The 15,596-nt window shown below is 48.7% G+C and carries 21 protein-coding genes; 11 read left to right on the forward strand and 10 right to left on the reverse strand.

The window, feature by feature from the left end:
* The first annotated feature begins 61 nt into the window (after positions 1–61).
* Complete coding sequence (locus tag RAL91_RS16500) at positions 62–322, forward strand: hypothetical protein (protein WP_306257350.1); 261 nt, start codon at positions 62–64, stop codon at positions 320–322.
* Here RAL91_RS16500 and RAL91_RS16505 read toward each other — a convergent pair.
* The 7 genes from RAL91_RS16505 to RAL91_RS16535 are packed head-to-tail and all read right to left on the reverse strand — an operon-like array spanning position 319 to position 5,133.
* Complete coding sequence (locus RAL91_RS16505) at positions 319–564, reverse strand: hypothetical protein (protein WP_306257351.1); 246 nt, start codon at positions 562–564, stop codon at positions 319–321. The two genes, RAL91_RS16500 and RAL91_RS16505, sit on opposite strands and share 4 nt — an antisense overlap.
* A complete protein-coding gene (locus RAL91_RS16510) occupies positions 561–2,030 on the reverse strand; it encodes a type IV secretory system conjugative DNA transfer family protein (RefSeq protein WP_306257352.1) in 1,470 nt (489 codons plus the stop codon). The genes RAL91_RS16505 and RAL91_RS16510 overlap by 4 nt, the downstream gene beginning before the upstream one ends.
* Positions 2,030–2,329 (reverse strand): hypothetical protein, encoded by a 300-nt coding sequence (locus RAL91_RS16515; protein WP_306257353.1) that lies wholly within the window; start codon positions 2,327–2,329, stop codon positions 2,030–2,032. The genes RAL91_RS16510 and RAL91_RS16515 overlap by 1 nt, the downstream gene beginning before the upstream one ends.
* Positions 2,313–2,699: a hypothetical protein gene (locus tag RAL91_RS16520; protein ID WP_306257354.1), complete on the reverse strand. Its 387-nt coding sequence runs from the start codon at positions 2,697–2,699 to the stop codon at positions 2,313–2,315. The genes RAL91_RS16515 and RAL91_RS16520 overlap by 17 nt, the downstream gene beginning before the upstream one ends.
* Entirely contained in the window at positions 2,696–3,229 is a 534-nt protein-coding gene (locus tag RAL91_RS16525; RefSeq protein WP_306257355.1) for a hypothetical protein, read from the reverse strand. The genes RAL91_RS16520 and RAL91_RS16525 overlap by 4 nt, the downstream gene beginning before the upstream one ends.
* Entirely contained in the window at positions 3,230–3,817 is a 588-nt protein-coding gene (locus tag RAL91_RS16530) for a hypothetical protein (RefSeq protein ID WP_306257356.1), read from the reverse strand.
* Positions 3,817–5,133: a hypothetical protein gene (locus RAL91_RS16535; RefSeq protein ID WP_306257357.1), complete on the reverse strand. Its 1,317-nt coding sequence runs from the start codon at positions 5,131–5,133 to the stop codon at positions 3,817–3,819. Before RAL91_RS16535 ends, RAL91_RS16530 begins: the two co-directional genes overlap by 1 nt.
* A gap of 503 nt (positions 5,134–5,636) precedes the next feature.
* On the opposite strand from RAL91_RS16535, the gene RAL91_RS16540 reads away from it, so the two are divergent.
* The 7 genes from RAL91_RS16540 (at position 5,637) to RAL91_RS16570 (ending at position 11,368) form a co-directional block, all read left to right on the forward strand.
* Positions 5,637–6,449 (forward strand): hypothetical protein, encoded by an 813-nt coding sequence (locus RAL91_RS16540; RefSeq protein ID WP_306257358.1) that lies wholly within the window; start codon positions 5,637–5,639, stop codon positions 6,447–6,449.
* A 583-nt stretch (positions 6,450–7,032) separates the two neighbouring features.
* Positions 7,033–7,497 (forward strand): hypothetical protein, encoded by a 465-nt coding sequence (locus tag RAL91_RS16545; protein ID WP_306257359.1) that lies wholly within the window; start codon positions 7,033–7,035, stop codon positions 7,495–7,497.
* Between the two features lie 569 nt (positions 7,498–8,066).
* Positions 8,067–8,669, forward strand: coding sequence for an antirestriction protein ArdA (locus RAL91_RS16550; RefSeq protein ID WP_306257360.1), 603 nt, complete (start codon positions 8,067–8,069; stop codon positions 8,667–8,669).
* On the forward strand, positions 8,669–8,986 hold the full coding sequence (locus RAL91_RS16555; protein ID WP_306257361.1) for a hypothetical protein: 318 nt from the start codon (positions 8,669–8,671) through the stop codon (positions 8,984–8,986). Before RAL91_RS16550 ends, RAL91_RS16555 begins: the two co-directional genes overlap by 1 nt.
* Before the next feature lie 95 nt (positions 8,987–9,081).
* The gene (locus RAL91_RS16560) at positions 9,082–10,785 is read left to right on the forward strand and encodes a ParB N-terminal domain-containing protein (protein ID WP_306257362.1); all 1,704 of its coding nucleotides are present in this window, start codon (positions 9,082–9,084) and stop codon (positions 10,783–10,785) included.
* A 114-nt stretch (positions 10,786–10,899) separates the two neighbouring features.
* Entirely contained in the window at positions 10,900–11,082 is a 183-nt protein-coding gene (locus RAL91_RS16565) for a hypothetical protein (protein ID WP_306257363.1), read from the forward strand.
* The gene (locus RAL91_RS16570) at positions 11,072–11,368 is read left to right on the forward strand and encodes a type II toxin-antitoxin system RelE/ParE family toxin (RefSeq protein WP_306257364.1); all 297 of its coding nucleotides are present in this window, start codon (positions 11,072–11,074) and stop codon (positions 11,366–11,368) included. The genes RAL91_RS16565 and RAL91_RS16570 overlap by 11 nt, the downstream gene beginning before the upstream one ends.
* A gap of 6 nt (positions 11,369–11,374) precedes the next feature.
* Here RAL91_RS16570 and RAL91_RS16575 read toward each other — a convergent pair whose 3' ends face one another.
* Positions 11,375–11,947: a recombinase family protein gene (locus RAL91_RS16575; protein WP_306257365.1), complete on the reverse strand. Its 573-nt coding sequence runs from the start codon at positions 11,945–11,947 to the stop codon at positions 11,375–11,377.
* Between the two features lie 564 nt (positions 11,948–12,511).
* On the opposite strand from RAL91_RS16575, the gene RAL91_RS16580 reads away from it, so the two are divergent.
* Positions 12,512–13,285 carry a hypothetical protein gene (locus RAL91_RS16580; RefSeq protein ID WP_306257366.1) on the forward strand — a complete coding sequence of 258 codons (774 nt, stop codon included), beginning with the start codon at positions 12,512–12,514 and terminating at the stop codon, positions 13,283–13,285.
* A gap of 6 nt (positions 13,286–13,291) precedes the next feature.
* On the opposite strand, the gene RAL91_RS16585 is transcribed toward RAL91_RS16580, so the two are convergent.
* Positions 13,292–13,672 carry a helix-turn-helix domain-containing protein gene (locus tag RAL91_RS16585; protein ID WP_306257367.1) on the reverse strand — a complete coding sequence of 127 codons (381 nt, stop codon included), beginning with the start codon at positions 13,670–13,672 and terminating at the stop codon, positions 13,292–13,294.
* A gap of 19 nt (positions 13,673–13,691) precedes the next feature.
* On the reverse strand, positions 13,692–14,132 hold the full coding sequence (locus RAL91_RS16590; RefSeq protein ID WP_306257368.1) for a hypothetical protein: 441 nt from the start codon (positions 14,130–14,132) through the stop codon (positions 13,692–13,694).
* A 126-nt stretch (positions 14,133–14,258) separates the two neighbouring features.
* On the opposite strand from RAL91_RS16590, the gene RAL91_RS16595 reads away from it, so the two are divergent.
* Positions 14,259–14,915, forward strand: a complete 657-nt coding sequence (locus RAL91_RS16595) for a helix-turn-helix transcriptional regulator (RefSeq protein WP_306257369.1) — start codon at positions 14,259–14,261, stop codon at positions 14,913–14,915.
* A complete protein-coding gene (locus RAL91_RS16600; protein ID WP_306257370.1) occupies positions 14,915–15,478 on the forward strand; it encodes an N-acetyltransferase in 564 nt (187 codons plus the stop codon). The genes RAL91_RS16595 and RAL91_RS16600 overlap by 1 nt, the downstream gene beginning before the upstream one ends.
* Positions 15,479–15,596 lie beyond the last annotated feature (118 nt).

The raw sequence follows: 15,596 nt of genomic DNA on the forward strand, positions 1-15,596 counted from the left end.
GGAAATATTCCTTCTGCTGTTTTTATTGCGTTGGCGAATCCGTTTGTGGTACTCTCAAAAGGTGAGAAGTTTCAGAGATATAGATGATGTTGACGAGTGGCTGGAACCGATGGATTACAGCGGTTTCTGGTACGCAATTGCGCCGTTTGATCTGGACATCATGACCAAGGAGCATTGTGACCAGCAGATCAGGGAGACCAATGTTTCCGCCGCTGTAGTGCTGAACGTCATGAAGAATTTTGCCCGGCAAGAATTGACGGAAAAACTCGGTCTTGACCACCGCATGCCGACCCCCTGGGTGAAACTGGCAACCAGCCATTAGTCTCTCCCATCCGTTTTGAAGAATTTGATGCGCGGGCAATTGCCATTGCCGGGATGGATGGTGATTTCAGTGCGGAAATTCGTATAAGTGCAGCGCGTATAATGCCGTTCGGCAAACGGATCATTGCCACCATCACTGTAAAAATCATACGACCAGTTGAGATAAGGCGTGCCAAAAACCAGATAGATTGCGACGAGCGCTGCCGGAAAAATCAGCCACGGGAAAAAACGTAAAATGCTCATGACTGCCACCCGTCATACTGGGGCAGTACAACCTTGTAGTCGGGCGGCAATATCTTTCCGCCTTCGTTCGGATTGCCTGACAAATCAGCGGAAAGGGGGAAGAAGTTATTCTGCCGCACTTTCTTGCAATGGAGAGTGGGTTGGCCCGGAATGAATATAATTTGCTGGTCAGCCGGAAGGCTTTGGAGTTGATCAGCGGTGAACAGGCGTTCTTTGCCTAAATTGATTGTTCTTGAAACGTCGGGTTTGCCCGAACTTTCGTTGATGCTGTAACTGACATTCTCAACATCACCGATGGCTTTTGAAATGGTCTCGGCTGCCTGGTTGGTAATTTGCAGATACTGGATGGCGCAATTATCTTCCAAAGTCGCAACTATTTTTACGCCATTTTGACGTTCCAAGTCGGCTTTTGATTGGGCCAGATACAAGACCTGCAATCCGAACGATCTAAAGATCGTGACATTCTTAATGATGTCCTTGGCCGGAGTGTTTGCTACCTCATCGAAAATCAAAATCGTGCGCCCACACTCGCCGGACATTTGGGCATTCAAAAAGGCGTTGAAAGTCAGCCCATAATAAATACTGAGGTTGGCGGCATTTCTGGCATTTTGGCAGACACATACAATGTAGTTTTCTTTCAGCAATTGCTCATGGGTGATGTCCGCATCCTGTCCAATTTCGTGGAGGGGCCCGCCTTCCATGAAGATCGAGAAGGCCGAGAGCGCTGCCAAAATATGCTGGCTGTAATGCTCCGGATTATCGGCGTGCATTTGCAGTATTTGTCTGGCGCGGTTTTTGGTCAGCGGCGTGCCTTCTTCCGCTTCAATCTCGAGCGCGCTGTGCCATAGATCAGGATCAGCAATCAGGCTGGCTATTCCGCCCGGTGTGGCGTTATCGGGGCTGTGTGCCAGCAGGATTAATATCGCAACGATAACAAGCTCTCTTGGTGATTGCCGAAAATAGAAATTGCGGGGTTCGTTATCGGGCTCGTTTATAAAAACCTTGCTGACACTCTCAATTTCCAGCATCAGATTGGGCGAGTTTTCGCGGTGGGCAGCAATCAAATTGCTAAACGGATTGACGCGCACACGATGAGGATAGGCCTTGCCCATCGACCCGCTATCATCAATGACCGCAAAATTGCGCCCGTATTTCAGGCACAAATCTGCGATCTGGTAGGCCACTTCCGGCTTCACATCGTTGATGATCTGCCCCCGTGTGCTATCTGCCAGCAAAGTCAAAATCGCCGATATCGTGACACAAGTGGTCTTGCCTGATCCTGCGCCACCATAGACGAGCCAGGACAGGGTGGTGTTCGGCTCATAGATAGGTGTTTCACCCTCAAGGGTGAGGCCGATCACTCGGCGGATTTCCCGGTTTTCAGCGGCGATCTTCCGCACATCTTTGCGGGTCAGTCCAAACGGGTTTTTAAGATGTCGGAGAACATTTTTGAGGGGCTTTCGCATCACAGCATCCCCGCTTTTTCAAGATCTTCGCGGCTGGCAAGTTTGGCATTGTGGGGCGCTGGCCGGGTAAGCATGTCGTCCCGAACGGCGTCATTCTGCCGTAATTTAAGGGCTGCTGAAATTGCCTTGCCAATCAATCCGGCAGCGGAGAGAAAACAGCAGATGCTTAAAAAGCCGAACGCCCACCAGTGCGGATCAGTGGGGTACACAACGTAACCCACAAAGATCAAAAAACAGCCATAGGCAATCATCAGATTGATCTTTGCAACGTCGCGCCATGAGCTATTGAGTTCTTGCATGTGAGGCTCCTTTTTTCGCTGCGGCGATGCGCGACATGACCTCATCCCGCTTGCGATCAAGCGTCTTATAATCGCCCCAGACGACGTTTCCCTGCTTTGCTGAAATGAGCTCGCGCGAGATGAATTTCAGTTGGCCGACCTGAAATCCGGCAAAGACGGAAATTGCCGTAACGCTTGCTATTGTGATGATTTCGACGGGGTACAAGAGATCACTAAAGGCGACCACAAAACCAATCGAAGCAACCCCGAAGAAAGCAAATGCAAAGCGGAATGGCCGATCCGTATCCACGTGATCCAGGCTTGAAATGGAATAGCTTGTCCGATGCGTTTTGACGGTATCGGACCCGATGCGCACATACCCCAAAATCATTGAAACCTCCCGGCGCAAACGGGAGAGGACAAAGCCGCAAAAAGCTCTGCGTCCAGATTGCGGATTTTAGACGCAGTAATGAGCCGTGCCGAGCCGGCGTAGAGCGCCCATGGCACGCGGTCTTCCAGTTGGACGTTAACAGCGCATTTGCAGGATGATGAGGCGTGTGCCGCCGCATTTTTGAGGCGCGCGTTATATGCGTCTTTCAGTTTTTGATTTTGTTTTTCGATCTGCCCCGCCAGCGGGTTCTGAAACAGAGGTTCCATGATATTACAAAGCTGCTTGCCATCCGGCCCCGCGAAAATTCCGACAATGCTATTGCAATCCGGGGTTGGAACAGGCGTTTGTAGATCTGGTGCATCTTGCTTCGCCGCCAGAACAAGAGCTTGTTCACAGCGCGGCAAAAATCCGGACTTTTCGATTGTGCGTGCGCCAATAGTCTGTCCGCCGATAAAGAGGGCAAACACCCCATATGCAACACCCGTCAAAACCAAACCCCCGCCGCCGGGAAGTGTGTTCAGATCAAACATTTATTGCTCCTGTTTCTTTGCGCCTATTTCCACTTTGCCGAAACGACAGTGAGAAAAAGCGGCAGCACCTAAGGCATCACGCGTGACGCCAAGCGCGGTAATTTCCGATTGGGGAATGCTGGTGAGGTCGGCATAAACGGGGGTGGCAACAGAGTTCTTATTGGCAAGATCGATGCGACGCGTGACCGTTCCTGTGCCGTAATTTACGTAGCACCACTGTCTTTGAATTTTGCCATCGACGACATCATGCGCGGTGGCAAAGGATGTGCCGGTTATGATGACCAGACCGCTATCATTCCATTTTACTTTCTGAAAAAATGAAATGTCTTCTGCATGCGCCAAGGCGTCAGCAAGTTGTTCAATTTCCGGCGCAGGGCGTAATTTCTCGTCCGTCACCCAATCGCCAAACCAGGCATATTTAAATTGCTCGAATTTAAGCCGGGCCTCAAAATGCTTGGCGTCCGCAAAGATAATCACCGCAAATATAAATACGGCAAAAGCCCCAAGCCCGATAATAACGACGGACTGGCCTGCGCGTAAAAGCGCAGACCGTCCTTTCCTTGTCTGTTTCACGGAATGCTCAGCCATCACTCAGCCATCCCGTCAGGTGACAAACCATTCCCATGATCCTTGCGCGGACGCCCGGGTTTGCGCGAGGTCGGGGTATTTTTGGGGGATGTTGCAACCGGGATTGGCCTGTGAGGCGTCTGCCGCAGCGCCAGCAATTGCTCACGAAATTCGTCAACATCATCCCGGCGCTTAACAGTTGGGTTGATGCCATTTTCGGTAATGTACACATGATACAGACGCGCATATGTGATAACAAACAGCATCAAAGGCAGGCCGATTTCCGCGCCATAAACCACAGCAGCGAAAGGCCAATAATAGGCAATGTAGCTGAGCACATCAGCCAGAGAAGGACGGCTTGGAAACGGTGCAGACTGATCTGCTTTGCCCTCGATAGTTTCAAGAACCCGCTGCAATGCCTTACCATGGCCGTTTAAAACCGCATCAACATTGCGAGTGGCGATGGGGTGGCCTTGCAACTCAACAGACCCTTGAAGCTCATTGGCATAAGCCAGCAGAAGGCTTTTGGGGATGGCATTATCGAGAATTGCCCCCTCCGCCACGATCTGCGCATGGTTTTTTTGGAGAACGCTGCGCTTTTCGCGAAAACTCAATTCTTGGCTGTCTAATGTGCTCTGATACTCACCAAGCAATTTATTCATGCGTTCGAGAGATTCTTTGCGCGTAATTTCACCATCGGCCAAAATGTCGGAGATGTTTTGCGCGCGGGTGCTTTTCTCAATCAAAAGCCGAGTGACTGGCCCGGTGCCTGGCTGGCCGCTTTCGCTTAGTGATGCTGAAACGCGTTCACTTTCTGCATGTGCCGGTAAATCGCTTGTAATCGCAGATAGTACCGGGACCGTTTGTGTTGCCTGAATGGCCACTTCATTTTTGGCAGCAGCAGTAGCCGCCATACTGGCGTGATGTTCCTGAAGCTGGATTTCACCAACAGTATCCTGCACATTACCTGTGATGGTTGCCGATGAAATCGCAAAACCAATGGCGACAATCCCGACAATGCTTAAAAATTGCACTCCTTTGAAATTCAAGACACTGAGAACAGTCCCTCGCGTTATCGCAAGATGATTGATCGTATAGGCACAAACCACTGCAATGAGCGAAATAATCAGGCTCAAAAAAAGCGAGAGTGGCGTGGTGTCGCCAAGTATTTTGGACATGGCATTCCACAAAAGGGAAAATTGAAATATCCCTAGAGCTGCGAGCGATAATGTATTGAAACCAATGCCTGGCTTGTTCGGCAGTGCGAAATTTCCACCATTGTCCCCGGTTTCTGAAAAGGGATTTTCTTCTGCGTAGTCAGTCACGTTCCGTGTCATGTCTTGCTCCAGAATTCAGGACGCAAAAATTCATTGCCGCAAACCGCGCGCATGAAAGCACCGCCCCGATTGTTGAGGTTGATAGGGTTTGGTTGATTGAATTAGGTAGGCCGAGAAGTGGTTAGACCAGAGTCCAGCCGATGCCCCGGCAGCCAGGACAAATAAAATATCTCCTCCAGCAACCCCGCCCCCTGCACACAGGGCATGAAATTTGCTCAAGGGCACCCATGTCAAAATCCGCATCCACTAACGCAGTGGCAGAAATTTGGTCAAAGTCTTCCCAATCTATCGCCGGGAATACATCTGCATCAAAACTTGATACTGTTGGCCAGTATCGGGAGATATCCATGTCCATCTTAAAATGTTCCTTCATATTGGCTTTGCTGAACCCGCAGATGTTGACAAAACAATGCGGTCACCCCTCCCCATAAATTAGAAAACCGGGTATGTGAGTGGGGCGTCTTGGGGTAACGGGTAGTTGTGAGCGAAGGACGTTTTAGATAGTGAAGTCGTGGGTTATTGACTGGCAATCAGCCAATATTAGAGAACGCAAAATTCTCTATCGGTACACACGTGATCAAAAACGCAAATTACACATTGGATGGCTAGACGTCTTCCAAACCGCTTTGACGACTGCTGTCGGCAATGATTACGAAAACAATTTCCGCAAAGGGAAAATTTCCGGTGAGAGAGCGGCAGAGATATTTCAGTGGATTGCCGGACAGAGCCAGACGATTGCCGATCAAATAGAAGATGAAATTTTGCGTGCGCGAGAGAAGGATGACGAAAACGTAGAGCCGTCTGCCACATCATGGAACGAATTATTACAACAGCAAGGTCGTTTTGAGAATATCGAGGTTTATCGTCATACACCCGAACTGAACATCGTGCGTTTTGCAAACCCGCAACCACTCAGCGATTTACGCCTGCGATTGACAGACGAATTCCATTTCGAGGTCACACTTGAGGCACCAGGAACATTGGGTGTTCTACAGGGATATAAATCAGATTGGTATCTGTTACCGATCCTGCGAAATGGACATGTTTTAAAGATTACAACTGCGGGTAAAGTCACTATTCCGGAACGCGATAAGGATGGGGGTATCGACCCACTGAGCGAAGACGAAGATGAAGGCAAGCACCGCTTCGTCTTTCTCTGGAGCGCTGAAAACAATATTTTTTTACCTTGGCACAAATGGCCATTTGACAGACCCATTTTACGAAGGCAGCTGGATGAATTCGCGCGGAATTTGTTTTTTTCTCCGAACGCTGATTGGCTGATCTATCGATGCAATCTCCTGATTGGAAAATCATAATAACAACGCGTATGGATTTAGAACGTTCATGACAGGCGTATCTTTGTTTCAAACATTGTGTGATGAGGTTATCACTGACCTTAGAAATTATGCAGTGGAACTGGAAAACGAAATTAATTTTCCTGAGTCTGCACATCTCGCTGTCAATATTTCTGATTCAGATCAGGCAAGTGCCTCGGCGTCATGGAACGCAACAGACGGTTGCTACCAAATCACACTTGACCGCGCCCTTTGTGTTTGGGCATTTGATGTTGCGGTAAATTCCAGCATACACATAGACAGCGATTTCAATTCGAATGTATCACATCGGCTGAACTTATCCGATTACAGCCGAAAGTGGTCTATCGATGAGATAAACAGGAAATCTCGTTTGGCAGAACAGAGACTGCCGCCACATCAAAACGGAGTGTGTCACTATTTGTTTGGCACTGTCTGTCTCGTGATATTCTGCCATGAGCTGGCACATATTTTCAGCGGCCATGTGGACTATCTCAAATCTCGCCGGAAATCCGATTGCGTTCTAATTGACGAGTTGAACATTGCACGGCAATCAGAGAAAGCCACTGGTTTGCCATTGAGATTTTTGGAATTTGAAGCTGATTATACTGGCGCGCGCTGGCTTGTTGAATTGGCTGGCGGGAAACGGTTTTGTCCCAGACTATGGCGTGGTTACACCGTTCAACAAAATCTTGTTATGGGCCTCTGGGCCTTCGTGCTTTTCACGATTTCACTGACAGAAGCAGTCAGTCATTCCGGCTATAAACCCGGTCAATATCCAGAGCCGATGCTCCGATTCACAACAGCAGTTTCTGCAATGAACGGCATATGGAACAAACAGGTTCCAAATGCCGAGTTTCAAGAAGAAATCTTCCTGCCTGTAGCCGATTTGTTACAAGCCTTTGAATCTCTTTATCCGGCAATCGATCATGCCAGGGATTTTGCTGACGCAAATTGGGCGAATGCAATGAAATACAAAGCAGCAAAACTTGCTACCGATCACAAGCAGATGGCGCTCAAACTTGATCCTTACCGGCTCAATTTTATTTGAGTCTATTGTCTCAGCGTAAATGTGTGGCTGTCCGGGCGGGCTCTATTTCACTAGGCGCGTACCTTGCCAAGCGAATCCGAACCAGCAAAGCTGTTTCGTCCCATTCGGGTAACAATCCCTGACAGAAGAAGACCAAATAGCCAGCGCTCCAAGGGTGGTCTCGGTCCCGCGGCTTCGTGCCGCTCCTGCGGGAACACCGGGAACCTTGGCTTACCGATCGACGCGTCCCGCCACCTCAAATGTGGCTCCTGGCAGTCTTCATTTTATGGTGCCGTCGTTGACGGCGTTTCTAAGGACTGTTGGAGGCGGCATATGTGCCGCCGCTTATAGTGATGCCCGGCACACCGGACATGGAAACCCTAGGCCAGCTTACACCGACACAAAACACCTGATCCAATAGCCTAAATCCTCCGGCCCGCTCCATTCACCTCATTGCATTCGGCTCCCGTGTTGTCGGATCGGCTGGCGAGCAGCCGCCGCAAGCGGTGAGGCTTTGGGGCGTTTTGCTTTCGGCACAACCGTCCAAAGAGACGTCGTCCCCGATAAATCGGAGGCGGCTTTTTTCGTTTTTGGACGCTCGCCGCGAGCAAGGTTTCATGTTCGGGGTAGACAGAAGAAAGTCTGAAAACCTCGTTTTTGAAAACCAACAATGCGAGGATAAAATGACCCTGATATTTTATGCACAACCCTATGATATTTCTGCCGAAGGCTTTTACTTTCGATCTGTCGATGAGTATGAGCGCCAAGCGTCAATCTTACGAAACAGCCACGGCCAAAAGGTCGAGGAATTTGAAATTCAATTCATTGACGGCGAGACTATTGACTGTGAGCTTGCCAAAGTCTGGGGCTTAAACCAAACAGTGATTGAGCCGTTCATAGAGGCGGTTGATGACTGGAACACCGACCAGAAAATCCGCTTCATTATTGCGGTTGGAGAATGTGGTTATTCCCACTCTCAACTTAGCGACGATCCCGAAGATATTGAAATCGACATTTACGAACTCGATAGCCTGAAAGAGTTGGCATATCAGTTTGTAGAAGAAGGACTGTTTGGCGACATCCCTGAACGCCTCCAGCACTATCTGAATTATGACGCTATCGCTCGCGATTTGGGTGCCGATTACAGCGAAACAACAATCAACAGCACGAACTTTGTTTACAGGTGCGCGTGATGGCAAATCCATATCGAAAGTATCAAGGTTTTGGGCTTCGTGTTCATAGAGCGGAAACGGCATTTAAAAAGCTGGCACTTGACCATTTTGCAGACATTTACACACGCGGCTTCGACAATTGTTTTGAAATGTATGACGGAGATGCAGTTGTTTGGGCGCTCATGGATAAAGCATCCAAAGAACCAGACCAATATGGGCAAAACCTTCTGACCGAGGGTATTCAGCACATGTTTAACCGAACCTTGGCGGGGCAAAAATACCCTGAAGCTTGGCTGAAAATATATCGAGCAAAACCTGAACAAAATTCATTTCTGTGAGTGATTGCATCACAGGAAAGCGTGACCCCATGCGCACGCTTTCCGCTGATGCAATCACGCATCATTTTATCCATTTATTGAAAAGGAAAACTATCATGGAGTTACAACATATTGACCTAAGCCAACTTAAAACAACAAAATTGAATGTCCGTAAAATCGGCGCAAAAGAAATTGATGACCTTGTGCCAAGCATTCAATCTCTTGGCATTATTCAGCCGCTTTTGGTACGTGCTAATTGTGAGGGCTTTGAAGTTGTCGCGGGACAGCGCCGCTTTCATGCCTTGAGCAAAATTGCCGAATCCGAAGCAGTTGAACCTGTGCCCTGTATCATCATGCAGGAGGGGGACGATGCGAAGGCCATTGAGGCGTCTTTGGCGGAAAACATTGCCCGTCTGCCAATGAGAGAAATTGACCAGTACAAAGCGTTTTCTGCCCTGTCCAAAAAAGGGACAGGCGTTGAAGATATTGCCGCGCAATTTGGAATTACCGACAGGCAGGTCAAACAGCGTCTTGCCCTTGGTAATTTATACGCGCCGATTTTAACCGCCTATGAAAAACAGGAAATAGGCGTCGATACAATCCGCTCCCTAACCTTGGCAACGCCGAAGCAGCAAAAAGCATGGTGGCAATTGTTCAAGAGCGACGAATACGCGCCCCAATTTCACGCGCTGAAAGCTTGGCTTTTTGGTGGGGCGAATATCCCGCTTGAAAATGCGTTGTTTGATGTCGCGGATTATAAGGGGCAGATTGTTTCCGACCTTTTTGGGGAGGAAAGCTATTTTGATGACGCAGAGAAATTCTGGACGCTTCAAAACCAAGCCATAGCCAAGCTGAAACAGGGTTTTCTGGATGAAGGCTGGCAGGAGGTGACTATCCTTGATGTCGGAGAGTTTTATTACAGATGGGATCACGCTGAAACGGATAAAGACAACGGCGGCAGGGTCTATATTTCTGTCAGCAAGCTTGGTGAAGTCTCCCAGCATGTCGGTTATGTCACCCAAAAAGAAGCCAAGCGCAAACAGCAAGAGCTGAGCGGCGAAACGCCCGTTTCCAAAAACGGCGAACTCACCAAGTCCATGCAGAATTATCTGGCCTTGCATCGCCATAGCGCGGTGAGAACCGAACTCCTGTCACATCAGGGCATTGCCCTGCGTTTGGCAGTTGCGCAGATGATTGCGGGATCTTCGCTTTGGAGTGTTCAGGCCGACCCGCAAAAGGCCAACACAGACGCCATTGCCCAAAGCCTTGCAACCAATAAGGCGGAAAGCGTGTTTCAGGCAGAGCGCGGACGGGTGCAGAACCTGTTAGACCTGTCTGGTGACGCGGGCGAACCCATCGTACCGCGCAAAACCGATTGGGGTAAAAGTCCTGATCTTTACGCCATAGTCGCCAAGCTGATGGAACTGGACGATGCCAGCGTCAATCTGGTTTTGACCTTTGTCGTTGCCGAAACCCTGCCAAGCAATTCTGCCCTTGTTGAGATTTTGGGTGAAAAACTGTCGGTGAACATGGCCGATCACTGGCAACCGGATCAAACCTTCTTTGATCTGTTGCGCGACAAGGAAACGCTCAACACCATTGTCAAACAAGTCGCTGGAAAAAGCGCGGCAGACGCGCATGTCGCCTCGACCGCCAAAGTCCAGAAACAGATCATTCAGGACGGCTTGAGCGGCAAGCGCAAGAATGGCAAGCAGGACTGGCAACCGGGTTATATGAGTTTCCCCATGACCGCGTACACCAAAAAGGGCGGCATTGAAGCCATGGACAGCCGCAAAGCCCTCAAGAAGCTGTTTAAATAGCAGCCACCAAAACAAAAACCGCCCGTTGGTTTCGACCAACGGGCGGTTTTACCGCTTTCGCGGCAAATGTCGTTTTTTATGGATTTTTGCCCTTATTTTGAGTTACAATGGGGCATGAGCGAAATCAAAGAAACATCATCATTGGCTGAGTTGACACAGCCTTGCGATCCATCTTCCGACCCAAACTATCTGGTTTGGAAAGAAGCCAAGATACGCAAAGGTCTTGAGCAGTCAAAAGACCGATCAAACATGATTCCCGCCCATAAGGTTTGGGAGACATTCGGCTTTGAACGTTAATTTTACCCCCGAAGCCCTTTCTGACCTTAAACATATTCATACCTACATCGCTGAGTTTGACCCGTCTGCCGCTGACCGTGTCATATCGCGCATTCGTCAGGTCACGCAGATCTTTGAAAACTTCCCGCTTCTGGGGCGCGAGGGACTTGTCAAAGATACGCGGGAGTTCGCCGTAACGGGTTTGCCCTATACGATTATCTACAAGATCACATCACCAACCGACATTGATATCCTGACCGTGATCCATCAGCGAATGCAATACCCTCCAGTAGAGCAAGACGATTAAGACCAATCACTGATGAAGCGTCCGCTCCGGTGGTAAAGCCCGCATTCTGCGGGATAGCGTCCATGGGTGCACTTTCAAAGAGGCCGCCGCGTCTTTGATGGATGTATCAGAGCTACCAATCAATGCTTTTGCATGGCGCACTTGTTCATCGGTAATTTTGGGCGGTCTGCCTAACCGGCTTCCTCGCTTGCGTGCCAAGACCAGCCCTTCAATCGTGCGCTCCGATATCTTGCGCCGTTCCCATTCCGCCGCTGCCGCTCTGCTTTGATATTCGTGATTTCCATCTGCTGTGCTGGTGTCGATGTTCATGTTCATGGCCTTGAATTTGATGCCACGCCGCCGAAATTCCTTCTCATAGACAATCGCGTCATATGTTGTCCTGAAAACCCGGTCTAAATCCCAGACAAGAAACGTATCGCCGCACTGTAGCTTTTGGACGATTTCCTCAAATATTGGCCGTTTTGCCGATACAGCAGACAGCACTTCAACATAAAACGCGTCACATAAGCCTTTCAGCCCCTCAATTTGACGATCAGGCCTCTGCATTTTTGTACTGATCCGAAGATATCCATATATCATGTTTTTCAATGCGTTAGCTACATATAGTCGGTGACAAGCCAACCAACAAAATCGGTCCTTTTTGTGTGATCCTGAATTTGTGAGGAAGCGCCGGGATTGTGTCCAGCCAAGTCCTTGAAATTGCACGATTACAATTCAATTATAACAAAACCAAGGCATAAGAATCAAATTCCACAATATTGACCGATTATGTTGAATAGAAAAGTTAATATATTAAGTAAATATAAACAAGTTTTAGTCATAATGACATTAGTTTTACTTGTACTTTATAGCATGGGGTCAGCAAAGGCACAAAATTCCGGCAATTTAAATGCAGGATTTGTCTTGAATGAAATGACGTCAGATCAACAGATCAGTTATATTGGAGGCACTATAGAGGGATTGGCCTACTCGCGATGGCTGTACGGCGGCAAAGACAACGAGGGTTTTCGATGCGTCCGGAATTGGTTTTACGGAGGGGGCGAAAATAGGTGGCCGTTGATTGAAGCTTTTTTTGATCGTCATCGAGAAAAACAGGTAGCGCCGTTATTGTATATTTTGGTGAAGAAGGAATGCGGAGAATAAGTGGTTCAGTTAATTCAACATTTTGGCAGCAAAGACCATAGTCCGGCAAATGAACGGCGGCAGTGGTTTATCAAAGCGCGCCACGAAAAGCGGCTGCAAGAAGAAAGCACCGATAAACTGAACGATGGCATTTTGGCAACTGCAGCCGAGGCTGTCATGGCAACCCAAATTCAAATTGAAACGTTTCGCGCAAAACTTGATACCTATGATATGGCGACGACCACTGCCCTGATGGAAAATCAAGCTACCCTGGAGGACATTGAAAGGCGCTTGATAGAGATTGAGCAGCGGCTTGAAGGCATTTGGATTCATGCAAATGTAATGGGAGATGGGCGTCGGGTTTTCTTAAATGCTGATCGAACGCAAGCTTATGATGAACTGGGCTCAGAAATCGGCAGTGACGACTATGACTATGCCCTTTTCCCGGAAGATCATTTTGCAATTGATCCATATGTAGATCAGTTGAAGCTGCGGGGAGAATTGCATGGAATGCGCGAGGAAACCTTGGAAGCGCGCGAACGCATCCATGAATTTGACGCGTTGCAAGTTGAGGCGCGTGAGAAAGTCGCAAATGGCGAAATCTCGGAGGCCGATTTAGAAAAACTGGATGCAGACTTGTTGGACGCCATGCCACCAGAAGTTGGACAACATTTGGACGGATATCAGCCGCCGTCACCAGCGCCCGACATGACAGCCGCTTTTGCTGCCAAAGCCATGCCAGCCATGACTTCAGCAACCACAGGCGTTCAGGCTGTTTTCCAACCGGAAATGTAATAGAATTTACGCCGCGTCTTTGTTGCGTTTTTCATCCCACCGGATGATGGAGCGCACAAGGTGAAAAACGCTCTTGCGGATATTCTCGTCCGGTAATTCCATGATCTCCGCCGCCAGCAACAAGCCAACCTTATTCGTGTTCGAAGCTGCCGGATGCTGGTCAGTCTCGCCATAGAAAAAGCCGACAGGCGTATTCAGCGATGCGGCACATTTGCCGATTGCCTCCGCAGTTAAAGGGATTTCACCCGCCTCGTATCGTTGCATTGTCGGGGTTGAAACACCCAGTCTCTCGCCCAGAACCTCTTGCGACAATTTGTTGAGACTTCGTATCTGCCGGACACGAAAGCCCAAGTCGACATTGAATTTGTTTTTCTGTTTCTTTTTCATTGCGGCCCCCATCATCTGATCAGGCGGCAAACGCCTGGCACAGGGGAGTGCCAGACGTTTGCGGGGAAAGCCGACTTGAAAGGTATGACGGCTTTGACAGTGCCGTTTTAACCTTGTGGTATAAAGCGTGGTGCAGTTTCATGCTTGTCCAGTAAAGCCGGAAGATACGATTGAACTCGATCTCAAGCGTGCGCTCGGCAATATAGGCGATTTTGCTCTCTTTGCGGCTGCGGCGCATTTTTCTCAACTCTTTGGATAAGTCCTGTGCTTCCCCCCGGAACAGCTCCAGCATTTCTGTGCTGGCTTTGAAGGGCATATAGTCCGGCACAGTCGTTTCCACTGTTGCGCGTTCGATTTGATCCATTATTTCCTGGGCTACAGCCTCGCCATAGCGTTTTTCAAGCTCTGCTTTCAGCGCCTCATTGTCTTCTTTTTCAGTATTCTTATTAGTATTACTCATAATAAACCCCCGTTTGTCTTAAGTAATTAAATATGTAAATTAATAATATGTTGTACTTTCTACAGATATATGGTTAAAGAATGGTTAATATATAGTAATAATAGAAATTAAATTCCGGTATAGACAATGATTACTAAAGAACAATTACGCGCAGCAAGGGGTTTGGCGGGCTTCGAGCAAAAATTCGTCGCTGAGAATATCGGCGTAGACCCGAAAACTATTTCCAATATCGAAAATGGAAAGGGCAACGTTTCAAGCCCGCATGCTGCAAAGCTCGTCAATTTCTATGAAACGCGCGGCGTCGAATTTACCGATCACAATGGGGTTCGGCAAATCCCGTCGGGTGTTCGGGTCTATCGTGGAAACGCTGAGTTCCGTCAATTCTATGACGATATCTACGAAACAGCCCGGAAGGTCGGCGGCGAGATATGCCTTTACAACGCCGCATCGCACCTTGTCATCGGCGCTTTGGGTGCTGACTTCGTGAAGGTTCAACAAGAACGTATGCTGGCGTTGAAAGACAAGAAGCCCAATCAGTTTAGATACCGGGTCATTTTTGCGGAAGGTGATGGCACATTTTTCGGCGCGTCCTATTGCGAATATCGCTGGATAAATCCCGAACATTTCAATGATACGGCTACCTTTGTCTACGGCGACAAGGTGGGCATTGCCACGTTTGAGAACAACGACGTCATGGTTGTTGTTATCAAGAATGCCGGTTTTGCCGAGTCCCTGAAAAAGCAGTTCAGCTTGCAGTGGCAATTGACGCATGAGCCAAAGTGATGTTCGGGACAATCAAACGCACGCATTTCATGGAGACCAAGAACCAGTTTAATGCACGTGGCATTTGCGCAAAACATAGATTGGTTGAAGTCATCCCAAACCCAAAGGGGATTATTAATCGTGTGTCGCGCATACCCTGGAACTGGATCAACAAGGAACTTTATGATTCTGATGTTTTGACGGCGCGGATCAAAAAACAAAATATGCGTTTGTTTGATTTTGTTGAGGCTGGAAAACAGATTGGCTATTGCATCGCTGTACCCCCGGATCAAAATATTACCAGGACGTTTCTTGCGGCGGTAGGGCCGAAAAATCCGATTGAGATTGAGAATATCGCGCTGTTCCCCGAACATGCCGGCAATGGCAGAGGCCGTAGCGTGATAAATCTCATGATGGGTAAGTTATTTGAAGACGGTCATGATGTCGTGTGTCTGAATACCAGCGAAACAAACTATCCAACATTATCCGCATTTTATGAGCGCATCGGAATGACCAATGTGGGGCAGGATGACATTCCGGACTTCAACATCAGGACGCGTCAGCCAGCATGCATCGTGGCTTGATCTGATTGCTGTATTGCATCATGCGCAAATCCCGCGTTCAAGAGTTACGCCAGAATTTGCGTGTTGCGTAATGGTGCTACGTTGGTAACCGCGCAACACGCACAAAATGCTGCCTATG

Source organism: Pararhizobium sp. IMCC21322 (genome assembly GCF_030758295.1).
GTDB lineage: Bacteria > Pseudomonadota > Alphaproteobacteria > Rhizobiales.

Bases quoted from the DNA above. Each gene is read 5' to 3' on its own strand.
- RAL91_RS16595 (WP_306257369.1), top strand. From the start codon at position 14,259: ATGATTACTAAAGAACAATTACGCGCAGCAAGGGGTTTGGCGGGCTTC.
- RAL91_RS16565 (WP_306257363.1), top strand. From the start codon at position 10,900: ATGAGCGAAATCAAAGAAACATCATCATTGGCTGAGTTGACACAGCCT.
- RAL91_RS16515 (WP_306257353.1), bottom strand. From the start codon at position 2,329: ATGCAAGAACTCAATAGCTCATGGCGCGACGTTGCAAAGATCAATCTG.
- RAL91_RS16505 (WP_306257351.1), bottom strand. From the start codon at position 564: ATGAGCATTTTACGTTTTTTCCCGTGGCTGATTTTTCCGGCAGCGCTC.
- RAL91_RS16555 (WP_306257361.1), top strand. From the start codon at position 8,669: ATGGCAAATCCATATCGAAAGTATCAAGGTTTTGGGCTTCGTGTTCAT.
- RAL91_RS16510 (WP_306257352.1), bottom strand. From the start codon at position 2,030: ATGCGAAAGCCCCTCAAAAATGTTCTCCGACATCTTAAAAACCCGTTT.
- RAL91_RS16575 (WP_306257365.1), bottom strand. From the start codon at position 11,947: ATGATATATGGATATCTTCGGATCAGTACAAAAATGCAGAGGCCTGAT.
- RAL91_RS16590 (WP_306257368.1), bottom strand. From the start codon at position 14,132: ATGAGTAATACTAATAAGAATACTGAAAAAGAAGACAATGAGGCGCTG.
- RAL91_RS16585 (WP_306257367.1), bottom strand. From the start codon at position 13,672: ATGAAAAAGAAACAGAAAAACAAATTCAATGTCGACTTGGGCTTTCGT.
- RAL91_RS16600 (WP_306257370.1), top strand. From the start codon at position 14,915: ATGTTCGGGACAATCAAACGCACGCATTTCATGGAGACCAAGAACCAG.
- RAL91_RS16530 (WP_306257356.1), bottom strand. From the start codon at position 3,817: ATGGCTGAGCATTCCGTGAAACAGACAAGGAAAGGACGGTCTGCGCTT.
- RAL91_RS16535 (WP_306257357.1), bottom strand. From the start codon at position 5,133: ATGACACGGAACGTGACTGACTACGCAGAAGAAAATCCCTTTTCAGAA.
- RAL91_RS16520 (WP_306257354.1), bottom strand. From the start codon at position 2,699: ATGATTTTGGGGTATGTGCGCATCGGGTCCGATACCGTCAAAACGCAT.
- RAL91_RS16560 (WP_306257362.1), top strand. From the start codon at position 9,082: ATGGAGTTACAACATATTGACCTAAGCCAACTTAAAACAACAAAATTG.
- RAL91_RS16525 (WP_306257355.1), bottom strand. From the start codon at position 3,229: ATGTTTGATCTGAACACACTTCCCGGCGGCGGGGGTTTGGTTTTGACG.